The 20,381-nt window shown below is 65.6% G+C and carries 26 protein-coding genes; 16 read left to right on the top strand and 10 right to left on the bottom strand.

What is annotated here, in order from left to right; all coding sequences use genetic code 11:
- Position 1: 1 nt before the first annotated feature.
- The 8 genes from BM075_RS05180 to BM075_RS05145 form a co-directional block, all read right to left on the bottom strand.
- On the bottom strand, positions 2 to 385 hold the full coding sequence (locus tag BM075_RS05180) for a hypothetical protein (protein WP_093359592.1): 384 nt from the start codon (positions 383 to 385) through the stop codon (positions 2 to 4).
- Complete coding sequence (locus tag BM075_RS05175; RefSeq protein ID WP_093359591.1) at positions 385 to 1,710, bottom strand: recombinase family protein; 1,326 nt, start codon at positions 1,708 to 1,710, stop codon at positions 385 to 387. Before BM075_RS05175 ends, BM075_RS05180 begins: the two co-directional genes overlap by 1 nt.
- Positions 1,707 to 2,204: a DUF2924 domain-containing protein gene (locus tag BM075_RS05170; protein ID WP_093359590.1), complete on the bottom strand. Its 498-nt coding sequence runs from the start codon at positions 2,202 to 2,204 to the stop codon at positions 1,707 to 1,709. The genes BM075_RS05175 and BM075_RS05170 overlap by 4 nt, the downstream gene beginning before the upstream one ends.
- Positions 2,201 to 2,419 carry a hypothetical protein gene (locus BM075_RS05165; RefSeq protein ID WP_093359589.1) on the bottom strand — a complete coding sequence of 73 codons (219 nt, stop codon included), beginning with the start codon at positions 2,417 to 2,419 and terminating at the stop codon, positions 2,201 to 2,203. The genes BM075_RS05170 and BM075_RS05165 overlap by 4 nt, the downstream gene beginning before the upstream one ends.
- 163 nt (positions 2,420 to 2,582) lie before the next feature.
- On the bottom strand, positions 2,583 to 3,488 hold the full coding sequence (locus BM075_RS05160; RefSeq protein WP_143089817.1) for a hypothetical protein: 906 nt from the start codon (positions 3,486 to 3,488) through the stop codon (positions 2,583 to 2,585).
- 227 nt (positions 3,489 to 3,715) lie between these two features.
- Positions 3,716 to 4,516, bottom strand: coding sequence for a hypothetical protein (locus BM075_RS05155; protein WP_143089816.1), 801 nt, complete (start codon positions 4,514 to 4,516; stop codon positions 3,716 to 3,718).
- 28 nt (positions 4,517 to 4,544) lie between these two features.
- A complete protein-coding gene (locus BM075_RS05150; protein WP_093359586.1) occupies positions 4,545 to 5,201 on the bottom strand; it encodes a hypothetical protein in 657 nt (218 codons plus the stop codon).
- A gap of 1 nt (position 5,202) precedes the next feature.
- Complete coding sequence (locus BM075_RS05145) at positions 5,203 to 5,880, bottom strand: XRE family transcriptional regulator (RefSeq protein ID WP_093359585.1); 678 nt, start codon at positions 5,878 to 5,880, stop codon at positions 5,203 to 5,205.
- Positions 5,881 to 5,988: 108 nt separating this feature from the next.
- Here BM075_RS05145 and BM075_RS05140 point away from each other — a divergent pair, with 108 nt between their 5' ends.
- From BM075_RS05140 to BM075_RS05065, 16 genes are all read left to right on the top strand, one after another.
- The gene (locus BM075_RS05140; RefSeq protein WP_093359584.1) at positions 5,989 to 6,672 is read left to right on the top strand and encodes a hypothetical protein; all 684 of its coding nucleotides are present in this window, start codon (positions 5,989 to 5,991) and stop codon (positions 6,670 to 6,672) included.
- Positions 6,673 to 6,883: 211 nt separating this feature from the next.
- The gene (locus BM075_RS05135; protein WP_074219579.1) at positions 6,884 to 7,096 is read left to right on the top strand and encodes a helix-turn-helix transcriptional regulator; all 213 of its coding nucleotides are present in this window, start codon (positions 6,884 to 6,886) and stop codon (positions 7,094 to 7,096) included.
- Positions 7,096 to 7,458, top strand: coding sequence for a hypothetical protein (locus BM075_RS05130; protein ID WP_245758747.1), 363 nt, complete (start codon positions 7,096 to 7,098; stop codon positions 7,456 to 7,458). Before BM075_RS05135 ends, BM075_RS05130 begins: the two co-directional genes overlap by 1 nt.
- A gap of 27 nt (positions 7,459 to 7,485) precedes the next feature.
- Positions 7,486 to 7,974, top strand: a complete 489-nt coding sequence (locus BM075_RS05125; RefSeq protein WP_093359583.1) for a hypothetical protein — start codon at positions 7,486 to 7,488, stop codon at positions 7,972 to 7,974.
- Positions 7,971 to 8,849, top strand: coding sequence for an ATP-binding protein (locus BM075_RS05120; protein WP_093359582.1), 879 nt, complete (start codon positions 7,971 to 7,973; stop codon positions 8,847 to 8,849). Before BM075_RS05125 ends, BM075_RS05120 begins: the two co-directional genes overlap by 4 nt.
- Before the next feature lie 14 nt (positions 8,850 to 8,863).
- Positions 8,864 to 9,466 (top strand): hypothetical protein, encoded by a 603-nt coding sequence (locus BM075_RS05115; protein ID WP_093359581.1) that lies wholly within the window; start codon positions 8,864 to 8,866, stop codon positions 9,464 to 9,466.
- Positions 9,467 to 9,476: 10 nt separating this feature from the next.
- Entirely contained in the window at positions 9,477 to 11,144 is a 1,668-nt protein-coding gene (locus BM075_RS05110) for a DEAD/DEAH box helicase (protein ID WP_093359580.1), read from the top strand.
- The gene (locus BM075_RS05105) at positions 11,141 to 11,575 is read left to right on the top strand and encodes a DUF6511 domain-containing protein (protein WP_093359579.1); all 435 of its coding nucleotides are present in this window, start codon (positions 11,141 to 11,143) and stop codon (positions 11,573 to 11,575) included. Before BM075_RS05110 ends, BM075_RS05105 begins: the two co-directional genes overlap by 4 nt.
- Positions 11,575 to 12,333, top strand: a complete 759-nt coding sequence (locus tag BM075_RS05100; RefSeq protein WP_093359578.1) for a PD-(D/E)XK nuclease family protein — start codon at positions 11,575 to 11,577, stop codon at positions 12,331 to 12,333. The genes BM075_RS05105 and BM075_RS05100 overlap by 1 nt, the downstream gene beginning before the upstream one ends.
- On the top strand, positions 12,330 to 14,621 hold the full coding sequence (locus tag BM075_RS05095) for an AAA family ATPase (protein WP_093359963.1): 2,292 nt from the start codon (positions 12,330 to 12,332) through the stop codon (positions 14,619 to 14,621). Before BM075_RS05100 ends, BM075_RS05095 begins: the two co-directional genes overlap by 4 nt.
- Positions 14,622 to 15,088: 467 nt before the next feature.
- A complete protein-coding gene (locus tag BM075_RS05090) occupies positions 15,089 to 15,625 on the top strand; it encodes a crossover junction endodeoxyribonuclease RuvC (RefSeq protein WP_093359577.1) in 537 nt (178 codons plus the stop codon).
- On the top strand, positions 15,622 to 15,819 hold the full coding sequence (locus BM075_RS05085; RefSeq protein ID WP_093359576.1) for a hypothetical protein: 198 nt from the start codon (positions 15,622 to 15,624) through the stop codon (positions 15,817 to 15,819). The genes BM075_RS05090 and BM075_RS05085 overlap by 4 nt, the downstream gene beginning before the upstream one ends.
- Positions 15,816 to 16,244, top strand: a complete 429-nt coding sequence (locus BM075_RS05080) for a DUF6362 family protein (protein WP_093359575.1) — start codon at positions 15,816 to 15,818, stop codon at positions 16,242 to 16,244. The genes BM075_RS05085 and BM075_RS05080 overlap by 4 nt, the downstream gene beginning before the upstream one ends.
- A gap of 447 nt (positions 16,245 to 16,691) precedes the next feature.
- Positions 16,692 to 18,014, top strand: coding sequence for a site-specific DNA-methyltransferase (locus BM075_RS05075; RefSeq protein WP_093359574.1), 1,323 nt, complete (start codon positions 16,692 to 16,694; stop codon positions 18,012 to 18,014).
- Positions 18,014 to 18,997: a DNA cytosine methyltransferase gene (locus BM075_RS05070; protein WP_093359573.1), complete on the top strand. Its 984-nt coding sequence runs from the start codon at positions 18,014 to 18,016 to the stop codon at positions 18,995 to 18,997. Before BM075_RS05075 ends, BM075_RS05070 begins: the two co-directional genes overlap by 1 nt.
- Positions 18,994 to 19,218 (top strand): DUF7220 family protein, encoded by a 225-nt coding sequence (locus BM075_RS05065; protein ID WP_093359572.1) that lies wholly within the window; start codon positions 18,994 to 18,996, stop codon positions 19,216 to 19,218. The genes BM075_RS05070 and BM075_RS05065 overlap by 4 nt, the downstream gene beginning before the upstream one ends.
- Before the next feature lie 54 nt (positions 19,219 to 19,272).
- Here BM075_RS05065 and BM075_RS05060 read toward each other — a convergent pair whose 3' ends face one another.
- Both BM075_RS05060 and BM075_RS05055 read right to left on the bottom strand, forming a co-directional pair.
- Positions 19,273 to 19,857 carry a DUF3489 domain-containing protein gene (locus BM075_RS05060; RefSeq protein ID WP_093359571.1) on the bottom strand — a complete coding sequence of 195 codons (585 nt, stop codon included), beginning with the start codon at positions 19,855 to 19,857 and terminating at the stop codon, positions 19,273 to 19,275.
- 96 nt (positions 19,858 to 19,953) lie between these two features.
- A complete protein-coding gene (locus BM075_RS05055) occupies positions 19,954 to 20,226 on the bottom strand; it encodes a hypothetical protein (protein WP_093359570.1) in 273 nt (90 codons plus the stop codon).
- Positions 20,227 to 20,381: the final 155 nt, after the last annotated feature.

Raw genomic sequence — 20,381 nt, 5'->3', positions numbered from 1 at the left:
GTCAGCCTAACACCCGCCCTGGTTGCTCGTCCCATGGCAGCGATGCCACGAAGCAGAGGTCGTAGAGGCTGATCGCACAGGGTTCGCGGCGCACGACCAGCCGCTCGAGGACTTCTGGCGCTAGCCATGCAAGGCGAAGAAGCCGGCTGACATAGCGGTCCGAAAGTCCCTCCTCGGCGGCGAGATCGGCGATGGTCGTGACCTCGCCGCGCTCCATCCGCTTCCGCCATGCCCATGCCCTGCCGATGGCGCGGAGCACGCGGGGATCCTGACCCGGCGGCGGGTTCGACGTCTCGATGTCCTTCGGCGGCAGGATACGCGGGCGACCGCCGCGTTTGCGGACCGTGAGCGGGATATGAACGCGGATTGTGTCGTTCGCAGGCATCAGGCGGCGTCCTCTCGCGCGGGCGTCATCAGGCTCGCCAGCGCGCCGAGCCCGTCATGGCGCAGGTCGATGTCGAGGCCGTTTTCGCCCACCGTCACGCGGGCCACGAGCAGTTGGACGACGCGGGCCTGCTCGGCGGGGATCAGCGCCTTCCACAGATCGTCGAATTGCGTGAGCGCCGCGGTCACGGTGCCCTCGTCGAGGTCGGGCCGCTCCCTCTTCAGGGCCCGCGCGGTGCGCGCGATGATCTCCGGCGTACGCAGCAGCCTCCGGATCTCGCCGATGACCGCTTCCTCCACCATGGCCGCTGGCAGCCGCTGAGGCCCGCGCAGCTCGGCCGTCGGCCGCTTCTGGATCACGTCCATCGAGACGTAGTAACAGTACCGCCTGTTGCCCTTCTTGGTGTGGTGCGGGGTCATTGCGACCCCGGTCTCGGTGAAGATCAGCCCGCGCAGCAGCGCCGGCTCGGTGCTCCGGGTGCGTCCGGCCCGCTGGTTCCGGTTGCCGGCCAGCACGGCATGGGCGGCGTCCCACAACTCCGAATCGATGATTGGCTCGTGCATGCCGGGATAGGTCTCGTCCTTGTGGGTGATCTCGCCGCGGTAGATGCGGTTGTGCAGCAGCTTGTAGAGCGCCCCGCGGTCGATGGGCCGGCCACGCTTGGACCGGATTCCGCGGGCGTCCAGCTCCCGGATCACCGCAGCGGTGGAATCGGACTGCGCGAAGAGTTCGAACATGGTCCGGACCTGCGCGGCCTCGGCCTCGTTCAAGATCAGCTTGCGGTCGACCACGTCGTAGCCGAGCGGCACGTAGCCACCCATCCACATGCCTTTCTTCTTCGAGGCAGCGACCTTGTCGCGGATCCGCTCGCCGATGACCTCGCGCTCGAACTGGGCGAAGCTGAGCAGGATGTTCAGCGTCAGCCGGCCCATGGACGTGGTCGTGTTGAAGGACTGGGTGACGGAGACGAAGGTCACGCCGTGGCGGTCGAAGATCTCGACGAGCTTCGAGAAATCCATCAGCGCGCGGCTCAGACGATCGATCTTGTAGACCACGACCACGTCGACCAGCCCGTCCTCGACATCGGTAATCAGCTGCTTCAGCGCTGGGCGGTCCAGCGTGCCGCCCGAGAAGCCGCCGTCGTCATACCGCTCGCGCAGGCAGGCCCACCCCTCGGCTCGCTGGCTGGCGATGTAGGCCTCGCAGGCCTCCCGCTGCGCGTCGAGGCTGTTGAACTCCATGTCGAGCCCTTCCTCGCTCGACTTACGGGTGTAGATGGCGCAACGCAGGCGGCGCGCCGGTTCGGTCTGGCTCTTTCGGGTCATCGGGCGCCTCCGGTCTGGTCGAGCCCGAAGAAGCGCCAGCCATTCCAGTGTGCGCCGGTGATCGCGCGGACGGCGGCAGAGAGCGACCTGAAGCCCCGGCCCTGCCATTCGAAGCCGTCCGCCAGAACGGTGACCATGTGCTCTTCGCCGCCCCACTCGCGGACCAGCTTCGTGCCGGGCGCTGGCTTGCGCGGGTCCGCAACCATGCCGCCGAGCTTGCCGCTCATGACCTCGTCGGCCAGCGCATCGAGCGTGCGGCGCGTCTCGCGGCGCATCCCGCCATGCGCCAGTTCCTGGATGCGGTAGCCGAGCCGAAGCTCGAGGTTGCCACGGCTGGCGTTCGGCGCGCGCTCCCCGAAGATGGCCTGCCACTTCTCCTGCAACTCGGGCACCGTCATCGCCTTCAGCGCCGCCAGTTCGGCCAGGACGTCGATCCTCTCCGCCTGGTGCGCAGGCGCGGCCTTCGCGCCTGATTTCCTTGTGTTCTTCCTCATGTGTCGTCTCCAACTCGGTTGCGAACCTGTCTCCGACGACGGCGTCTGAGGGCGAGAATGTCCAGCGAACTGCCTCCGTCGAGCGGAGAATTCTCGTTCGTTTTCGGTGGGTTGGTGTGCGCGACGGCGCTGGCGAGGATGGCGGCCAGTTCCGTCAGCCGCTCATCGGTGGAGAGCGTCTCGGCGGGTGGTGCGAAGGTGATGTCGTCGGGCATGGGGAGCGAACCTCCTGAGGCGGTTTGCTCCGTGTTCGCTGGTCAAGGCTTTCCAGTTCAAGTTCAAAAAACGAATTGGCGTAGTAGGGCGAAATCGAGGGGGTCGTATGGTTGTTTCTTGAGGGTTTATGATGTCGTACACCCCAACCGGCTGTCGGCTGACCTATCCTCCGAGGGACTTAACAAGTGACTTGAGCGATGGCTCGTTCGAAATTACTCGAGCAAATTTCTTCTCGGCTTCATGATCTCCCTCAAGAAGCTTATTCTTTTTGAGGCGTTCAACTATGTTATTTGCTATTATTTGAATATCCTCTGGGATCTCACTTTCAATTATCTCCAGCACCTCTTCTGATGAAAGGTCCCTTTCGATTTCCTTTCGCCTCTCATTAACTATCTTTCGCAGAAGCTCGGCCTGCAGAGCGGAAAGCCATACCGTCGTGTCCTTCGGAATATACTGCTCGTAAAACCCCGACTTAATCTCAGCAGCGTTCAAGCCCCGATCCTCAAAATCTGGGGTGGCCACGCGAGAGTAAATATTCCCCTTAAGCCATCCAAGCTTAGCCTGGAAAACGTCAGCCAACTCCGCAATCTTTGCTTCCGCTAGTGCATCATAGTGCTCCTTGCGCAGCGCTACAGACAGGCGAAGAAAAACTACAAGATCCTCAGGGATGTTTGGGTGCCCTGACTTCGGGAGGAAGAAAAACTCTGGCTCTGTATTATTGACATGCCGCTCAATGAGCTGCTTTGCCTTCCCTACAAGGCTAGAGGAATGAAATGAGAATTCCGCACCCTTAACCACCTTCGATTTCTGGTCAAAAAACTCTCCAATAGTTCCCCTAAAGGGCTTGGCCGCTGCAATTGTTATATAGGGCGCTTTGAAGTTGCCCTGCCTCCTCACAAGGTCACAGCTCTGAGTGAGGACCATAAAATGAGTATAGTCAGGTGCATCAGCGTAGTACTGGTGCGCCTGACCAATTCTATCAATTACGGCATCGGTTTTCGCGATAACATCGCCTTGTGATAGACCAGACGTATCAAGTCTGGATACATCCTTGAAAACAAAATCCAAGGTTACACCTATTCTGAGGTGGCGGTGCTTCTGCTTGTGCTGCCCCGAAGGCGGTCATTTAAGGACACGAGCCGCTCGCCTCTGCTAGAGGCAGAGACGGTGATTGAGACGGAGCGGGAAGTCCAGGTGCTAGCTTCGACCTTTTGCGCTCCGGTGTTTGCAGTCGGTCCACTGAACCGACCTGATGTTGCCGACACTTCTTTTTCTGCCATTTTCCGTTTCCTCCCTTAAAAGTATTCTGACGCAACTTCAGTCAGATCGTAGCAGTCACTGAGGATTGTCATCGCACGACTTCGCCAGTGTGCAATGGGGTCTTTGCCAACAAAACCATCCAAGAATTCAATGCCTTGCACCGGTGAGTGATAATTGAAATTTATCTCAACCTGAGCAAAATCAGATTTCCTCGTCAAATTTAAAGTCGTCTGAACCCGACCAAAGCCATCAATCTCTATCAGATTTTCGTTACCAATCTCTATCGAATCCGTACGTTCCGTAGACCTTATCGTGCCCAAGAGGTCAAAACTCTCGTTTGTCTCTAAAAGCGCTGTGATTGCGGCAAAGTCGCCATTAATCTTCACGTTGAAGTTGATGCCGATCGCACGCACCGGTGTGTGCGGGAGTTTCTGCGAGATCTTTGACGTCGCCAAATAGAGCGGCTCCAAATTGTCGAGATCACGAGTGTACATTTCCAGTCGTTGGCCGGAACAGCATATACCGTATTGATCAAACAGCCAAATTTGCTTCTCGGGCGCCACATGGGACGGTCCAACTTGGTTGCCGACAACTATTGCTTGGAGATCCACTTGCTGTCCGTCGGGCACGTCAAGCAAGTGTTTCGCAATCCAGCCCGGTTCATTCAGAATCGCAGAGTTCCAATGGCCAACGATCACCATAGTCGGGTTCTTAAAGTCTATCGTCGCTACCATCTCTGCCCGCCGCTTTTCGCTCTGTATCGCATGACTCTCCCCTGTCGCACAACGCGAATCCGCTCTCCAGGGCCGTTCACCATGGTCAGAAACCTCCTGCATGGCGCGCTTCGAGCACAAGTAGGCAGGATCAGTGCCGCTGTGCCCGCCTGACCCTCTGGTCCGTCTCCAGCCGGATCGCCGCTCGCCACAGCGGCGTCTTCATGAACACCGTTTCCTCGAAGCGATAGCTGGCTGTGCCACGCCCCTGCTGCAGCAGCCCCGCCCAACACAGCGGTCTCAGCACCTGGATGTAGAGTTGCCCCATCACCCCGTCGTAGCGCGGCAACGGCTCCTTCTCGGGTTCTCCGAAGAGCACGCGGCGGAGGCGGGCGCCGGTAGCGCCGTCCTCGGTCTCAACGTTCAGCACGTTCAGGAACACGTCCCAGTTGCCGAAGATCCGACCGGGATGGCTTACCAGCGCCTCGCCTGCCTTGGTCAGTCGGAACTCTCCCTTGTAGTGCCGGCCGAGCTTCATCGCGATCATCAGGTCGTGCAGAACCGTGAGCGGGGCGAAGTCGGGCTCGTTCAGCACCTTGTTGACGGCGAAGAGTTCGGCCTCGGTGTGGCCGGGCCATTCGAACTCGGCCGCGGCCCAGTGCACGAACACGCGCTTGAAAGCCTTGGATGGCGTCAGAGGGATGCCGCCGTTCTCGTCGATCCACACGAAGGTCTTTTCGATCGCGCGCACCATCGGCGAGAACGCAAGCGCCGGATCGGCATCGTCTACCTCCCGGAACGCGTTCACCTCAGATCTCCCGTGCGAACCAACGGATGCGGCCGACGATGTGGATCTCGTCGGCCGTTCGCTCGTAGGGGCTGTAGAAGCCGTTGTCCGAGATGACTCGGACCGCCGGCGGGTCGCTGTTCGGGATGTGCTCGAGCCGCTTGGCCACCAGCCCCATACCGTCGTCCAGCACGAAGATGCCGGGCGGGTTCGGCGCGCGGCGCGCCATGTCGACAAGCACCGTGTCGCCGTCGAGCAGCGTGGGCGCCATGCTGTCGCCTTCCACATGCATGATCCGCAGCTGGGACGGGCTGGCCTTCAGGCTGTGGCGGATCCAGGACCGGCGGAAGTGGTAGGCGCGGCCGGCGGGATCCTCATGCTCCTCGACAACAGCGCCGCCGCCCATCGAGGGGCGCGGGCTCGCATGCGCGATCGAGACGAAGGCTTCGTCCGGGTTCTCGATGAAGGGCGGCGTGCCCTCGACATCGCCGATCCCGTGGATCAGCCAGTCGCGGTCGACCTTCAGCACGCGGGCGACCTCTGCCAGCCGGTCGATGCCAGGACGGGATGATCGTCCGCGCAGGATGTCGTAGACGAAGGATCGGTTCACGCCGGCCATCTCGGCGACGTGGGCGGGGCTGAGGCCGAGCTGGTTGGCACGGGCCCTGAGACGGTCAGCAAGCGTGTGATGCTCGTTCATGTTTCCCCACCCATCTGTGGATGAAATAGGATAAAATCGGATTGATCGGAGCTCGTCAAGTGAATAAGAACATAAGGTAAACATCGGACATGGGAATCGGAGGGGCGCGTGCACATCGACAAGCTGTATTTCACGCTTCCCGAAGTGCTCGAGCGCTGGCGGATCTCCGAGACGGACCTCGTCTATCTTGCCGAGAACGACAAGCTCCGGCTGTCGGTCCGCGTCTTCGGCGAGCCGGTCGAATTCGGCGACTACGAGGAGGGCCAGGACGGCGAGCGGTTCCGCGTGCCGTGGGAGCAGAAGCCCTTCAGCGGGCTGCTCGACCTGCACGCCTGCGATGTCTTCCAGCTGTTCCGCTGCGGCGAGCTCCATGTCAGCGAGTTTCGTACGCCACGCGCGGACTATGCGTCGCTCTACGGCGAAGCCAAGCCGGTCTTCGTGATGATCGGCGATCTGCTGCTACGGCGCGAGGAACGCGATCGTTTCGAGCTCCAGTCCGGATTCTCCTCCGGCGGCTCGGCGATGGAGGAGAGCACCTTCATCGCCTCGGCCGATTACCAGGAGGTGCGCTGCAACGGCTACCGCTTCCGGCTCGGCCCGATCCAGGCTCAGGTCGTCCGCGCCCTGCACGAGGCCGCACAGCGGGGCGAGCCCTTGCAGAGCGGCAAGGCCATCCTGTCCTCGGCCGGTTCGAAGAGCCTGCGCATGGCCGACGTCTTCAAATCGCAGAAGGACTGGCGGCAGCTGATCCGTTCCGACCGCCGCGGCGGCTACCGTCTCAACATCGACTGACTCGCCTGCCATCCCCCATGCGCGGTTCCTGATCGCGCTCGGTGTGGGATCGGCTGGGGGATGGAGGGGGGTGACGATCCCCCAGCGAGCCACCCAAGCCTGTCCTGCAAGGCCATATCCATCCCCCTCCGCATCCCCCTGCGATCCTGACGACATCCCATAGCGGGATTTCGCAATCTCTCTCCGAAGCACACGCAAACGGAGAGAGCCGATGCAGCAGAAGCATTGCCTGAACCAGAAGGAACTCGCCCGGCGCTGGACGATCTCGCATCGCACGCTGGAGCGCTGGCGGTGGGCGGGTGAAGGCCCGGCCTACATGAAGATCGGCGGACGGGTCGTCTACCGCCTCGAGGACATCGTCGCCTTCGAGCGCGACCAGCTCCAGCACACCATGGACACCCAGCCGCGCGCAGGGGCGGCCTGATGGGACACCTGTCGCCCATCACCGAGGCCGAGGTCGTGCCGCTGCACGGCGTAAACGGGCCGACACTCGACGAGATCGGGCTCGCCGCCTGGATCGCGCAGGCCGAACCCGGCGAGGCGCTGGTCTATCACCGCGGGTTCCTCGCCGTCGATGCCACGTCGGTCATCTCGAAGCTGCCGGCGGATCGCCAACGTACGCTGCAACTGGTGGCGGCTGCTGCCCGGCGCGCGGCCGAGCAGAACCTCGTCCACCTCGTGCAGTCGCGGCTCGGCCCCGACGCCTTCGCCTACATCGCTGTCGCCCGTCCGAAGCCCGGCCCGTCCGGCGCGGCGCTCTCGATGCGCCTGCTCGAGGCCGCCTGATCCCCATCCCCCATCCCGGAGACCCCAATGCCCTATCCAGAGAACACACCCACGCCCGATGACCTGCCGGGCCTCAGCCCGCAGGAGATCGCCGCGCTGCCCGTCGAACTGCTGGCCATCCTACAGCGCGAGATCGACGAGCGCCTGAAACGCGACACGGCTGCGAAGACCCGGCTCGATGCCGCACTGACCGTCCGCTACGCCACCCGCGCCGCCGAGGAGCGGCAGGCGCAGGCCAAGGATACCGGCACGGTCCGCTTCGACGACGGCGATTTCACCGTGGTCGCGGATCTGCCGAAACGCGTCGAGTGGGACCAGTCCCAGCTGGCTGCGATGGTCGAGCGGATCCGCGCCGTCGGGGACGATCCGGCCGAGTATGTCGACATCGCCTTCAAGGTGCCCGAGCGCAAATACGCGGCCTGGCCCGATGCGATCCGCCAGGGCTTCGAGCCCGCGCGCACCGTGAAGACCGGCGCGTTGAAGGTCGAGATCCGGCCGCAGGGAGGCGACGCATGAGCCTCCCGATCATCACCGCCGACGAGCGGCTGGCCGAGGTGCGCGGCGTGAAGGCCGCCATCTTTGGACCTCCGGGCATCGGCAAGACCACGCTTCTGCGCACACTCAATTCGACCACCTCGCTGTTTTTCGACCTCGAGGCCGGCGATCTCGCCATTGAGGGGCTGGCGATCGACACGATCCGCCCGCGCACCTGGCGGGAATGTCGCGACTTCGCTGTGTTCATTGGCGGTCCGAACCCGGCGCTGCGCAAGGACCAGCCCTACAGCGAGGACCACTACCAGGCAATCTGCCAGAAGTACGGCGATCCGCAGGTGCTGGAGAAGTACGACACGGTCTTCATCGACTCGATCACCGTCGCGGGGCGGCTCTGCTTCCAGTGGTGCAAGGGCCAGCCGGAGGCGCATTCGGACAAGACCGGCAAGCCGGACGTCCGTGGGGCCTACGGGCTGCATGGCCGCGAGATGATCGCCTGGCTCACGCATCTCCAGCACACGCGCGCCAAGAACGTGATCTTCGTCGGGATCCTCGACGAGAAGGTCGACGACTTCAATCGCAAGGTCTTCGTCCCGCAGATCGATGGGTCCAAGACCGGGCTGGAACTGCCGGGCATCGTCGACGAGGTGCTGACGCTCACTTCGCTGCCCGACGACAATGGCGTGCCGCAGCGGGTCTTCGTCTGCCACACGCAGAACCGCTGGGGCTATCCGGCCAAGGACCGCTCCGGACGCCTCGACCTGCTCGAGCCGCCGCATCTCGGCCGGCTCATCGAGAAGATCCGCCAACCGCTGCCGATCGATGCGCGCCCGCTCGTCACCGACGCGCCGCGCATCCCGGCGCCCGCCGCGACCCCTCAATCCGATCCCACCAACTGAAAGGACCCCACGCCATGACCGGTCTCTGGAACGATTTCAACGACGCGCAGTCCAACACGAACCTCATCCCCAAGGGGACGCTCGCCAAGGTGCGCCTGACCATCCGCCCCGGCGGCTTCGACGACCCGTCGCAGGGCTGGACCGGGGGCTATGCCACCCGCGGCTCCACCGGTGCGGTGTATCTCAACGGCGAGTTCACCGTGCTCGAGGGCCCCTATGCCCGGCGCAAGATCTTCACGCTGATCGGGCTGCACAGCCCCAAGGGGCCGGACTGGGCCAACATGGGCCGCAGCCTCGTCCGCGGCATGCTCAACTCGGCGCGCGGGATCTCGGACAAGGACACCTCGCCCGAGGCGCAGGCCGCACGTCGGATCAACGGCTTCGCCGACCTCGACGGGCTGGAGTTCGTCGCGCGCATCGACATCGGCTCCGATGCGATGGGCGAGGACAAGAACGAGATCCGTGCCGCGGTCACGCCAGACCATCGCGACTACGCGCAGGTCATGGGCACGGCCGGCCATGGCTACCAGCCGCCATCGCAGCCCGCGCCGCAGCCGGCGGCGGCATCGCAGCCGACTGCTCCGGCGGCGCCGGGGCGTCCGGCTTGGGCGCAGTGAGGGGCGTCCGATGCGGCTTCGTCCCCGCCAGAAAGTCTTTGTGGAGCGCAGCCTCGCTGCGCTCTCGAAGCACGGCAACACGCTCGGTGTCGCGCCCACGGGCGCGGGCAAGACCATCATGCTCTCCGCGGTCACCGGCAAGCTGGTGGAGGAGACGGAGGCCAAGGCCTGCGTTCTCGCCCATCGCGACGAGCTGACCGGCCAGAACCGCGCGAAGTTCGCCCGGGTCAATCCGGAGGTGACCACGTCCGTGGTGGATGCCGGCTCGAAGTCGTGGGCCGGCCAGGTCACCTTTGCCATGGCGCCGACGCTGTCGCGCTCGTCGAGCCTGAAGGCGATGCCCACGCTCGATCTGCTGGTGATCGACGAGGCGCATCACGCGGTGGCCGACAGCTATCGTCGGATCATCGACCGGGTGCGCGATGCCAATCCCGAAGCGCGCATCTTCGGCGTCACGGCGACGCCCAACCGCGGCGACCGGAAAGGGCTGCGCGCTGTCTTCGACAACGTCGGCGACCAGGTCACGCTGGCCGAGCTGATCGCCTCTGGTCACCTCGTAGCCCCGCGCACCTTCGTGATCGATGTGGGCGTGCAGGAGAAACTTCGTGCCGTGCGCAAGACCGCGTCCGACTACGACATGGGCGCGGTGGCAGAGATCATGAACCGCGCGCCGATCACGGCCGAGGTCATCCGGCACTGGCGCGAGAAGGCCGGCGACCGGCAGACCGTGGTCTTCTGCTCGACAGTCGCCCACGCGGAAAACGTCGCCGAGGCATTCAACAGTGACGGGATCCCCGCCGGCGTCATCCACGGCGATCTCGGCTCCGAGACGCGCCGTCGGATCCTCGCAGCCTATGCCGCTGGCGAGATCCACGTCGTCGTCAACGTGGCGGTGCTGACCGAGGGTTGGGACCACCCGCCGACCTCCTGCGTGGTGCTGTTGCGCCCCAGCTCCTGCAAGTCCACCATGATCCAGATGGTCGGGCGCGGCCTGCGCACGGTCGATCCCGCCGAGCATCCGGGCATCGTCAAGACCGACTGCATCGTTCTGGATTTCGGGATCTCGAGCCTGACCCACGGCACGCTCGAGCAGGACGTCGATCTCGACGGGCGCGATCCCACACCGTGCGACGCGCCGACGAAGACCTGCCCGGAATGCGAGGCGACGGTCCCGCTCGCTGCCCGCCAATGCCCGATCTGCGGATTCGAGTTCCTCCGCGACGGGGTACCGCCGCTCGACAGCGTGGTCATGTCCGAGATCGACCTCCTCAAGCGCTCCAGCTTCGCCTGGGAGGACCTGTTCGACGACGAGTCCGCGCTCATGGCGAGCGGGTTCAACGCCTGGGGCGGCGTGTTCTACCTCGAGGGGCGCTGGCATGCCGTAGGCGGTGGCAAGAATGAGCGGACGCGCCTCCTCGGCGTGGGCGAGCGTACCGTCTGTCTGGCGCAGGCCGACGATTGGCTGAACGAACACGAGAGCGACGAGAGCGCCTTCAAGTCGAAGCGCTGGCTGACGCAGACGCCGACCGAGAAGCAGCTGCAATACCTCTCGCCCGAGCAGCGGCAGGATTACGGGCTCACCCGCTACCGGGCGTCGGCGCTGATCACCTTCCAGTTCAACCGGCGCGACATTCGCCGGCTCGTGATGTCGGCCGCGCCCGAGCGGAGGGCGGCGTGAGCCATGTCGCGCAAGTCCCATCCCCGCCCAAAGCGGCTCCGGATCGACCGGGCATTGATCGCCTCTGGCATCCGCGCCCGCTCCTCTGCGCCGTCTGCACCGCGCGCACCCGCGGCTTCGGCTGGTTCGATCCCCACCGGACGCGCCCAACCCGCACCCAAACCCGCCGCTGGTTCTGCTCCATGGGCTGCCAGACGGCCTTCACCCGAAAAGCGAAGAGAGGACTGAGCATGGTCGATTTCACCGAAGAAGAAACCCAGGCGCTGCCCGCCGTGATGCGCGCGCTCGCCCCCGAGATGGAGCGCATCGGCTGGGACCGACCGCTGGGGCAGCTGACTCAGAATGACATGCACCGGCTGATCGTCACAACCGTCGAGGCGTTCCGCGCGGAGATGGCGGAGATCGCCGCCGAGTCGGGGATCCCGTTCTGATGCTGGACTACAACCACCGCCCTGGCATCGCGGAGCGCATCAACGCCGCCGTGGATGCCGCGCTCGAGGCAGAGCGCGCGGCAACTCCGCCGCGCGACTATCTCGGCGCGTCCCGGCTCGGCCATGCCTGCGAGCGCGCGCTGCAGTTCGAGTTTGCGGGCGCACCGAAGGACGAAGGCCACGACTTCTCCGGCCGGTCGCTCCGGATCTTCGCGATCGGGCATGAACTCGAGGATCTCGCCATCCGCTGGCTGCGGACGGCGGGGCTCGATCTGGTCACCCAGAAACGTGACGGCGGCCAGTTCGGCTTCTCCGTCGCGGGCGGGCGGATCCGCGGCCACGTCGACGGGATCGTTGCCGAGGCCCCGGCGGCGCTGGGGCTGCGCACTCCCGCGCTCTGGGAGTGCAAGACCATGAACGCGAAGAACTGGCGCGAGACGGTGGCCAAGGGCGTGACCGTCGCCAAGCCCGTCTACGCGGCGCAGATCGCGCTCTACCAGGCCTACATGGAAGCGACGGTGCCGGGCATCTCGGCCAACCCGGCGCTCTTCACCGCGATCAACAAGGACACGGCCGAGCTGCACCACGAGCTCGTGCCATTCGACGCCGATCTCGCGCAGCGCATGTCCGACCGCGGCGTGCGAATCCTGCGCGCCACCGATGCGGGCGAGTTGCTGCCGCGCGTGGCCCAGAACCGCGACTTCTTCGAATGCCGGTTCTGCCCATGGGCCGAGCGCTGCTGGAGCCTGCCGGCATGAGCGACGACAACATCATCCACTTCAATCCCTGGCGGGATTTCAACGACGCGGCGCCGCTGCACGATCCCTTCGCGGTCGAACCGGACGCGGACCAGATCGCCTGCTTCGTCGATGTCGTCTTCGGCTACTCCGAGGGGCTAATCCCGGTCCGTGGCTTCGTCGACAAGGGTCAGGGCAAGGACGGCCGGCCGCACAACATCTGGATCGAGGCGGATGCTACGGCGCCGGAGAAGCTCGCCACCTTCGCCGGCTGGGCATCGCGCGAGGGCGCCGCGGTCTACGTCATTCCCGGCACGGTCGCGGAAACGGGCCAGGCCCGCGCCGCGGATGTCCTGCAGATGCAGAGCCTCGTGGTCGATCTCGACTCCGGCGACATCCCGGCCAAGCTCGATCATCTCCTCCACCATCTCGGGCGGCCAACGCTGATCGTCGAGAGCGGCGGGCGCACGCGCGAAGGCGCGACCAAGCTCCATGTCTGGTGGAAGCTGACCGAGCCCGCGGAGGGCCTGGATCTCGACCGGCTGTGCGAACTGCGCGGCGAGATCGCGCTCAAGGTCGGCGGCGACACCCATTTCCGCTCGGCCCACCAGCCAATCCGCGTGCCCGGCACCGTCTATCATAAGGGCGGGCTGACCCGGCTCGTGCAGATCCGCGAGGCGACCGAGCTCGAGGTCGATCTCGCCGAAATGGCCGAGCGCGTCGCCGACATGCCGCCCATGGCAGGCGTCGGCATGACCACGGCGGAGCCCCGCGAGAAACCTGCAATCGACGACGTGCTGGTGACGCCCGTTCGCGAGGGCGGCACGGACGACTGGTCCCGCTTCGAGGGCGCCTCGGCCGCCATCGGCTATTTCCTGCGGCTGGTCCACGAGGGCCGGATGTCGATGGACGAGGGCTGGACGGCGATCTGCGGCTACAACGCCGCGATGCTGCGCCCGTCCTGGCCACTCGACCGGCTGAAGCGCGAGACCAACCGCCTCTGGGAGCTGCACATCAAGCGGCACGGGCCGCCGCTGATCCGCCTCGACAGCGCAGCGCCCACGCAGACGGACTTGCCGACCTTCACTCTGGGCGCGCTCCTTGACGACACGAGCCCGATGCCGGACGACATCATCGGCCCGCGCGTGCTGACGCCAAGCGGGCTCCTGGTGCTGGGCGGCGCGCCGAAGGTCGGCAAGAGCGATCTTCTGATCGCCTTGCTCGTGCACATGGCGGCGGGCGTGCCCTTCCTCGGCTTCACCCCGCCTCGGCCACTCCGGATCTTCTATCTGCAGGCCGAGATCCAGTACCACTACCTGCGAGAGCGCATGCAGCAGATCGGTCTCCAGCCCGAGCTGATCGCCGCCGCGCGCGACAACCTTATCGTTACGCCGAAACTGCGGATGCTGCTCGATGCCGAGGGCAGCGCCCGCGTGGCCGAGGCAATCAGGGCCGCGTTCCCCGACGAACCACTCGACATCCTCTGCATCGACCCGATCCGCAACCTCTTCGATGGCGGCCCTGATGGCGGTGGCGAAAACGACAACGCCGCCATGATGTTCTTCCTCAAGGACCGGGTCGAGGTGCTGCGCGACCACGTCAATCCCGAGTGCGGCGTGATCCTCGTTCACCACACCAAGAAGCTCTCCAAGCACCAGGTGAAGGAGGATCCGTTCCTTGCGCTATCCGGCGCCAGCGCGCTCCGGGGCTTCTACACCACCGGTTTGATCCTGCACCGACCCGAGGAGGACTCTACCCAGAGGCGGTTGGAAATCGAGCTCCGGAACGGGCCGGCACTGCCAGCGAAGCTCGTCGACAAGCTGGATGGCGCATGGGCCGAGATCAATCCCATGAACGAGAGGTTGGTGCGTGCGGAGGTCGGCGCCAAATACGACGCGGAGCGTGATCGCAAGCGGGACGTGATCCTTTCCCTCCTGCTCGACGAGGCGGTCGAGGGGCGGCTCTACACCATCAACCAGTTCGCCGAGGCCTTCGAGAACAAGGCCGGTCTGGGCGGTAAGGATTCGATCCGCGACCGGATCGCGGTGCAGGCGACCAAGGGCGCCATCAAGTTCATCCGCGACGGCGCCCCCTATGGCCTCGGGCCGTCGCGTTCGCGCTTCGGGTACCTCTGCGTCGAGGGAATGGTCATGCCCACGGGCGGCGAGGAGGTCGATCCGGCGACCGGCGAGGTCACCCCCGCCAGCGTCGCTGTGCTGCCCACCCATTACAAATCGCCACAGACCGGGGCGCTCCTTGAGGTCGAGAACCCGAATGTCTGGGTCTATCCGGAGGGGGAGCGGCCATGATCGCCCCCGCATATCGCTCCGCGCAGAATTGCGCAGGGGCCAGTTTGAACCAGATGCGGGGCCTTTCCGAAACTGCCTCGCCGTCGTTTCGCGCCGCCCCGCACACGTCCGTTGTGGCCAGTTTCGGCCCGCTTCCGAAACTGCCCCTGCAGAATTGCGCTCGAACCGCAAAGACTACGCTGCAACCAGTTTCGGCCGGAAATGCTGAAAGTGACCCATCCAAACTGGAAAACCCATTTTCTGTCAGTGGGTTGATGCAGACTTCCAGTTTGGGGGGAGAAACCACCCCCTACGGGGGTGGGGGAGAACGCCGCAGGCGGGTTCTCCCACGCCCACCCCCAGGGGTTTCGCGCGCGTGGCCCGTCCTCGCCCGAACCACCCGATCCGACGACGGCGGCCCCGTACCGCCAAGCACCAGGCCGCCGTCGTCTTCCACCCGAGCAGCCAACCAGAAGAGGAGACCACCCATGGCTGACATGACTCTCGCCACCAGCGCTCGCGAGGCAATCCCCGATCTGCCTGTCGCGCACCGCGCCGATCGCACCTTGCTCGCGCTCGATCTCGGCATCACCACGGGGTGGGCCCTGCACGGAGCCGATGGGCTGATCACCTCCGGCACGGTGTCCTTCCGTACCGGTCGCTTCGATGGCGGCGGCATGCGGTATCTGCGCTTCACGAACTGGCTAGCCGAGCTGGACCGGCTCTCCGGGCCCATCGCCGCGATCTGGTTCGAGGAGGTCCGCCGCCACGCTGGCACGGACGCCGCGCATGTCTACGGCGGGCTCATGGCGACGCTGACCTCGTGGGCAGAGCTGCGCGGCGTGCCCTACGAGGGCGTCCCGGTGGGCACGATCAAGCGCTTCGCTACCGGCAAGGGCAACGCGAACAAGGATGCCATGATCGACGCTGCCCGGGCCCGCGGATTCAGCCCGGCCGACGACAACGAGGCCGATGCCATCGCCATCCTGTTCTGGGCGCTGGAGACCAAGGGAGGCGTCCAATGAGGTGGCATCCCAAGGGCTACGGCGGCCATCGCCGCGACCCCGAACAGGTCAAGCGCGAAGGCTGGAAAGAGCAAGGCGTTCTGGCAGTTTCGCTTGACGACCAGAGACTTACTTGGCCTGAGCGGGAGCTAGTACGGCAACTCGGCGAGCGTCTTTACGGCGCGCGCCCCTCGGAACAGGAGGTGCAGCGATGACGGACTGGACCCCGGCAATGGTCGAGGAGCGGCTCGCCGTGGCGGCCCTCGTGCTGAAGCGGATGCCCGAGCCGCGGCGGCAAGGATACTTCAGCACGTGGCCCGAGATCGTCCACAGCTTCGGCGACAAGGTCGGCCAGGAGCCAAAGCCGATGCGCGTGCTGCCCTCGCCGCAGGACATCAGCCGGATGGAGGAGACCCTCACCTGGACGGCCTGCCTCGAGCCGCTCGACGGCAAGATCGTCTGGATGAAAGCGCATGGCGAGCGCTGGAAGGAGATCTGCTGGGCGGTCGGTCTGCGACGCTCCGCGGCGCATCAGCACTGGCAATACGGGCTATCGGTGATCGCGCTGACGCTCAACAGGCGGTCGTTCAATCGCAGCCTGTCGAAGCGCAAGGTGATCGCGCTGGCCGCTGGCGCGTAAGCCTATGGGCGCAATAGGAAAGTGTTCGCCGGACAGTTTTCGCTAAGACAAAAACGGCTCTCCCGGGTTAGAAACCGGATATACTCGGGAGAGGCGCGCGCGGGACGGACCCGAGCAAAAACATCCTTTCGTTGGCGAACCCGTTACGAAAGGAAAGGCGCTTATCCTTTCCTTGCGAGCCGCTGTCCGCCCCCAGCCCAAGTGCGTGGTTCCTTCCTGGCGACTATGTATGCTGGCGGGCTTGGCGCAATATTTCGCCAGCGACAGGGCCGGATTTTTGGGAAGCCACCCAGAAGCCAGAGCCACCCGACTCCCGCGCGAACACCAATAATCGCTGGCCTGCGGGCCGGATACCCCGGATGCCGCTGGACCCCACGTGGAGTCCAGCGCGGCATCCGGAGTCCGGATTCCGGCCGGTATCCACCTCACGACGGACACCACCCGCCCATGACGCTGAGCTTCGCCCCCGAGCGGATCGAAACCTGGCCTCTGGCCAAGCTCCAGCCCTACGCGAAGAACGCGAAGGTGCATGGCGCCGACCAGGTCGCGAAGATCGCCGCCAGCATGGCCGAGTTCGGCTGGACCGTTCCGTGCCTCGTCGGTGAGGACGGAGAACTGATCGCGGGCCACGGGCGCGTCTTGGCCGCCACGCAGCTGGGGCTGACCGAGGCGCCGGTGATCGTACTGGGCCACCTGACCGAGGCGCAGCGCCGGGCCTACCGGATCGCGGACAACAAGCTGACGGAACTCGGCACCTGGGACGAGGCGCTGCTGTCGGCCGAACTGCAGGACCTGCTCGCGGACGACTACGACCTGTCGCTGGTCGGTTTCTCCGACGGCGAGCTCGACAAGCTGCTGGCCTTCGATCCGGACGAGGGCGGTGAAGAAGAGGGTGGCGCCGGGGGCTCGGTGCCTCCGGTGACCATCCCCGAGCCGCCGCGCAACCCGGCCTCGCGCACAGGCGATCTGTGGATCCTCGGCGACCACCGGCTGCTCTGCGGGGACTCGACCAGCCACGAGGATGTGCGCCGCCTGATGAGTGGTGAGCGGGCGATCCTGTTCGCAACCGACCCGCCGTATCTTGTCGACTACGACGGCTCGAACCATCCGACCCGCAACAAGGACTGGTCGGCGTCCTACGGCACAACCTGGGACGACAGTTCGCAGGGGGCGGACCTCTACGACGGTTTCATCGCCGCTGCGGTCGCCGAGGCGATTACCGACGATGCCGCCTGGTATTGCTGGCACGCCTCTCGCCGCCAGGCGATGCTGGAGGCCTGCTGGGAAAAGGCCGGCGCCTTCGTCCACCAGCAGATCATCTGGGTGAAGGACCGCGGCGTCCTGACCCGCTCGCATTACCTGTGGAAGCACGAGCCCTGCTTCATGGGCTGGCGCCGGCCGAACCGCCCGCCGAAGGTCGCCGAGCAGACGCTGCCCTCGACTTGGGAGATGCCGTCCTTCGCAAAGGACGAGCGTCCCGACCACCCGACGCCGAAACCCCTCGACGCGTTCGGCATCCCGATGCGCCAGCATGTCGCCCGCGGCGGGCTCTGCTACGAGCCGTTCTCGGGTTCCGGGTCGCAGATCATGGCGGGCGAGGCCAATGGCCGCCGTGTCTTCGCGATGGAGATCAGCCCGGCCTATGTCGATGTGGCTGTCGAACGCTGGCAGGCCGAGACCGGGCGCGATGTGATCCTCGACGGAGACGGCCGGACCTTCGACGAGGTGAAGGCCGAGCGGCTGGGCGACAAGGCCGATGCCGCAGCCTGATGGCCGTCTACTACAACGTTGCCGATCTCGCGGCATGCGCATGGCTGCGGGAGCTGATCTCGGCCAAGCTGCTGCCGGATGGCGAAGTAGACGGGCGGTCAATCCTGGACGTGGAGCCCGTCGACCTGCGCGGCTTCACCCAATGTCATTTCTTCGCCGGGATCGGCGGTTGGCCCTACGCGCTGCGCCTCGCGGGCGTGGCCGAGGACATGTCCGTCTGGACCGGTTCGCCGCCCTGCCAGCCATTCAGTCAGGCCGGGCAGCGCAAGGGACAGGACGATGACCGCCATCTCGCCCCGGCCTTCCTGCGGCTCGTCGCAGCCTGCCGCCCGGAGTTCGTTTTCGGCGAGCAGGTCGCGAGTACGGCAGTGCTCGGACGCGTTGGCGGCGCGGCTCGAACAGCGGCTGAGGATCCGGCTGGGTGGGCGTGGTTCGACGCTCTGGCGGCTGACCTGGAAGCGGCATCTTACGCCGTCGCGGCGGCCGATCTGCCGGCTGCGGGCATCGGCGCGCCGCACATCCGCCAGCGCCTGTTCTTCGGCGCCATGGCCCTGGAGCCGGGCGGGCTGGGCGACAGCCTCGGCGCGGGATCACAAGGACGGATCCGAATGCCGGACTGTTCCGATCAACGCGCTTCTCGGCCGGCAGGTGTGGTTGGCGGGCTGGCCAACGGCGATGGCGGGTTCGCCCGCGACGTCAGCGTACAACGCGGCGGGCAACACGGATGCGAGCCGCAGGACGGTGAAGCTGGTGGACTGGTCGATGGCGCCGACCCCGCCGGGACCAATGCGACGGACGGTGTCTGGCGAGATCCGGACTGGCTCCTCTGCCGGGATGGAAAATGGCGGCCCGTTGAGCCCGGAACATTCCCGCTGGCTGATGGGATATCCGGTCGCATGGGGCTCCTGCGGGGCTACGGCAATGCGATCGTGCCGCCGGTTGCGGCAGAGTTCGTGATGGCTTTCATGGAGAGCCTGCGATGAAGCAGAGCCGGGCCATGTCGATGGTTGAGGCCGCGGCGAACGTTGTCGTCGGCTACTTCTTGGCCATCGCCACGCAGATCGTCGTGTTCCCGTGGTTCGGGATCGAGACGGGTGTCGCGGAGCATCTGACCATCGGCCTCGCCTTCGTCGGCGTCTCGCTGGCGCGTGGCTACCTGCTAAGGCGGCTGTTTGAGGCGATCCGGATACGGAGCGTGGAATGAAGGACCGCCGCCCAGCGTTGGGCGGCGGCATGGAGTTCGTTGCCACGCGAGGTGTCAGCCGCCTATGGCGTAGACGCGACCTCGTCCCTCGACCTTCTCGGAGGTGATCGTCAGGCCCAGCTTCTTCTTCAGCGCGCCGGACATGGCACCTCTGACGGTGTGAGCTTGCCACCCCGTTTCGGCGACGATCTCTTCGATGGTCGCGCCACCCTCTGCGCGGAGCATCTCGATCAGCTTCGCCTGCTTCGTGCCCGTGCGCGGTGTGCGCGCCTTAGGCGCGGGGTCGGCCCCGGCTGGAGCGTCCTGCGGGGGCTCCGCGCTCGGCGCCTCGTCGGCGTCCGTGGGCGCGCTGCCGCCGCTCTCCGGCTCGACGCCGATGGCGGCGAGGCCTGCGTCGGTGATGTGCAGGAGGATGGCGTTGCCGTCCTCGTCGTTGCGCCAGATGCGGTTGAGCGCGGCGTCGGTCTTGGCCCGGCTGTCGGTCGCCGTCTCGGCAATCAGCCCACGGGAGAGCAGCGCGCCGACCACCTTGGCGGCGGCGCCGCCGCGGAGCGAGCCGGGGAGTGGCAGGACGTTGCGGTCCTCGCGCTGCGCGGCGGCGCTGAGGATCACGAGCTGGGTGTCGGAAAGCTTGGTCATGGGGTCGTCTCCGTGTTCGGGGTCGCGACCGTCGCGACCCTTCTACGACCCCGAGCCGCGCAGGGCGCGCGGCAGGAGTTCCGGCAGCGCCGGAGATCAGCGGGCGTGTTCGCCCTCACCAAAGGCGCTGTCGGTGATGAGTCTCAGGAGGCTGGCGTAGTGTTCGAGGGTACCGACATGGCCCCAGTTCACCTCGTCGGGGTGGGCGTTGAAGTGGTCGTCGCTGAGCGCCTGCAGGCGGGCGAGCATCTCGTCGATCTCGGCCTTCTTGCCGATGAAGGCGTTCAGCGCGGCTTCCTTGTTCCGGCGCGCCTTCTCGGCGCGGAGTTCGTGGCGCGGGGTGGTGATCGGGTTCAAGCGGGTGGTCATCGTGGTGGCTCCTTCGTAAGTTGCATCGTCCTTGTGGGATGGACGTTCGCTCTGTCCGCGAGGCTTATCAACGACATAAGCACCTGACTTTGAATGATAATCGGGGCTGGCGATGCAAGGCATGAGCGAGCGCCAGTACGCCGCCCATGTCGGGC

Origin of the sequence: Tropicimonas isoalkanivorans (assembly GCF_900112335.1) — a bacterium.
GTDB classification, from domain to species: Bacteria; Pseudomonadota; Alphaproteobacteria; order Rhodobacterales; family Rhodobacteraceae; genus Tropicimonas; species Tropicimonas isoalkanivorans.
This window is presented reverse-complemented; position numbering and strand designations above follow the sequence as displayed.

Coding starts and splice junctions, on each gene's coding strand:
- BM075_RS05075 (WP_093359574.1), top strand. CDS start 16,692: ATGACGCTGAGCTTCGCCCCCGAGCGGATCGAAACCTGGCCTCTGGCC.
- BM075_RS05085 (WP_093359576.1), top strand. CDS start 15,622: ATGAGGTGGCATCCCAAGGGCTACGGCGGCCATCGCCGCGACCCCGAA.
- BM075_RS05180 (WP_093359592.1), bottom strand. CDS start 385: ATGCCTGCGAACGACACAATCCGCGTTCATATCCCGCTCACGGTCCGC.
- BM075_RS05065 (WP_093359572.1), top strand. CDS start 18,994: ATGAAGCAGAGCCGGGCCATGTCGATGGTTGAGGCCGCGGCGAACGTT.
- BM075_RS05060 (WP_093359571.1), bottom strand. CDS start 19,857: ATGACCAAGCTTTCCGACACCCAGCTCGTGATCCTCAGCGCCGCCGCG.
- BM075_RS05175 (WP_093359591.1), bottom strand. CDS start 1,710: ATGACCCGAAAGAGCCAGACCGAACCGGCGCGCCGCCTGCGTTGCGCC.
- BM075_RS05090 (WP_093359577.1), top strand. CDS start 15,089: ATGGCTGACATGACTCTCGCCACCAGCGCTCGCGAGGCAATCCCCGAT.
- BM075_RS05125 (WP_093359583.1), top strand. CDS start 7,486: ATGCCCTATCCAGAGAACACACCCACGCCCGATGACCTGCCGGGCCTC.
- BM075_RS05165 (WP_093359589.1), bottom strand. CDS start 2,419: ATGCCCGACGACATCACCTTCGCACCACCCGCCGAGACGCTCTCCACC.
- BM075_RS05145 (WP_093359585.1), bottom strand. CDS start 5,880: ATGAACGAGCATCACACGCTTGCTGACCGTCTCAGGGCCCGTGCCAAC.
- BM075_RS05155 (WP_143089816.1), bottom strand. CDS start 4,516: ATGCAGGAGGTTTCTGACCATGGTGAACGGCCCTGGAGAGCGGATTCG.
- BM075_RS05115 (WP_093359581.1), top strand. CDS start 8,864: ATGACCGGTCTCTGGAACGATTTCAACGACGCGCAGTCCAACACGAAC.
- BM075_RS05070 (WP_093359573.1), top strand. CDS start 18,014: ATGGCCGTCTACTACAACGTTGCCGATCTCGCGGCATGCGCATGGCTG.
- BM075_RS05135 (WP_074219579.1), top strand. CDS start 6,884: ATGCAGCAGAAGCATTGCCTGAACCAGAAGGAACTCGCCCGGCGCTGG.
- BM075_RS05170 (WP_093359590.1), bottom strand. CDS start 2,204: ATGAGGAAGAACACAAGGAAATCAGGCGCGAAGGCCGCGCCTGCGCAC.
- BM075_RS05055 (WP_093359570.1), bottom strand. CDS start 20,226: ATGACCACCCGCTTGAACCCGATCACCACCCCGCGCCACGAACTCCGC.
- BM075_RS05120 (WP_093359582.1), top strand. CDS start 7,971: ATGAGCCTCCCGATCATCACCGCCGACGAGCGGCTGGCCGAGGTGCGC.
- BM075_RS05110 (WP_093359580.1), top strand. CDS start 9,477: ATGCGGCTTCGTCCCCGCCAGAAAGTCTTTGTGGAGCGCAGCCTCGCT.
- BM075_RS05080 (WP_093359575.1), top strand. CDS start 15,816: ATGACGGACTGGACCCCGGCAATGGTCGAGGAGCGGCTCGCCGTGGCG.
- BM075_RS05095 (WP_093359963.1), top strand. CDS start 12,330: ATGAGCGACGACAACATCATCCACTTCAATCCCTGGCGGGATTTCAAC.
- BM075_RS05100 (WP_093359578.1), top strand. CDS start 11,575: ATGCTGGACTACAACCACCGCCCTGGCATCGCGGAGCGCATCAACGCC.
- BM075_RS05130 (WP_245758747.1), top strand. CDS start 7,096: ATGGGACACCTGTCGCCCATCACCGAGGCCGAGGTCGTGCCGCTGCAC.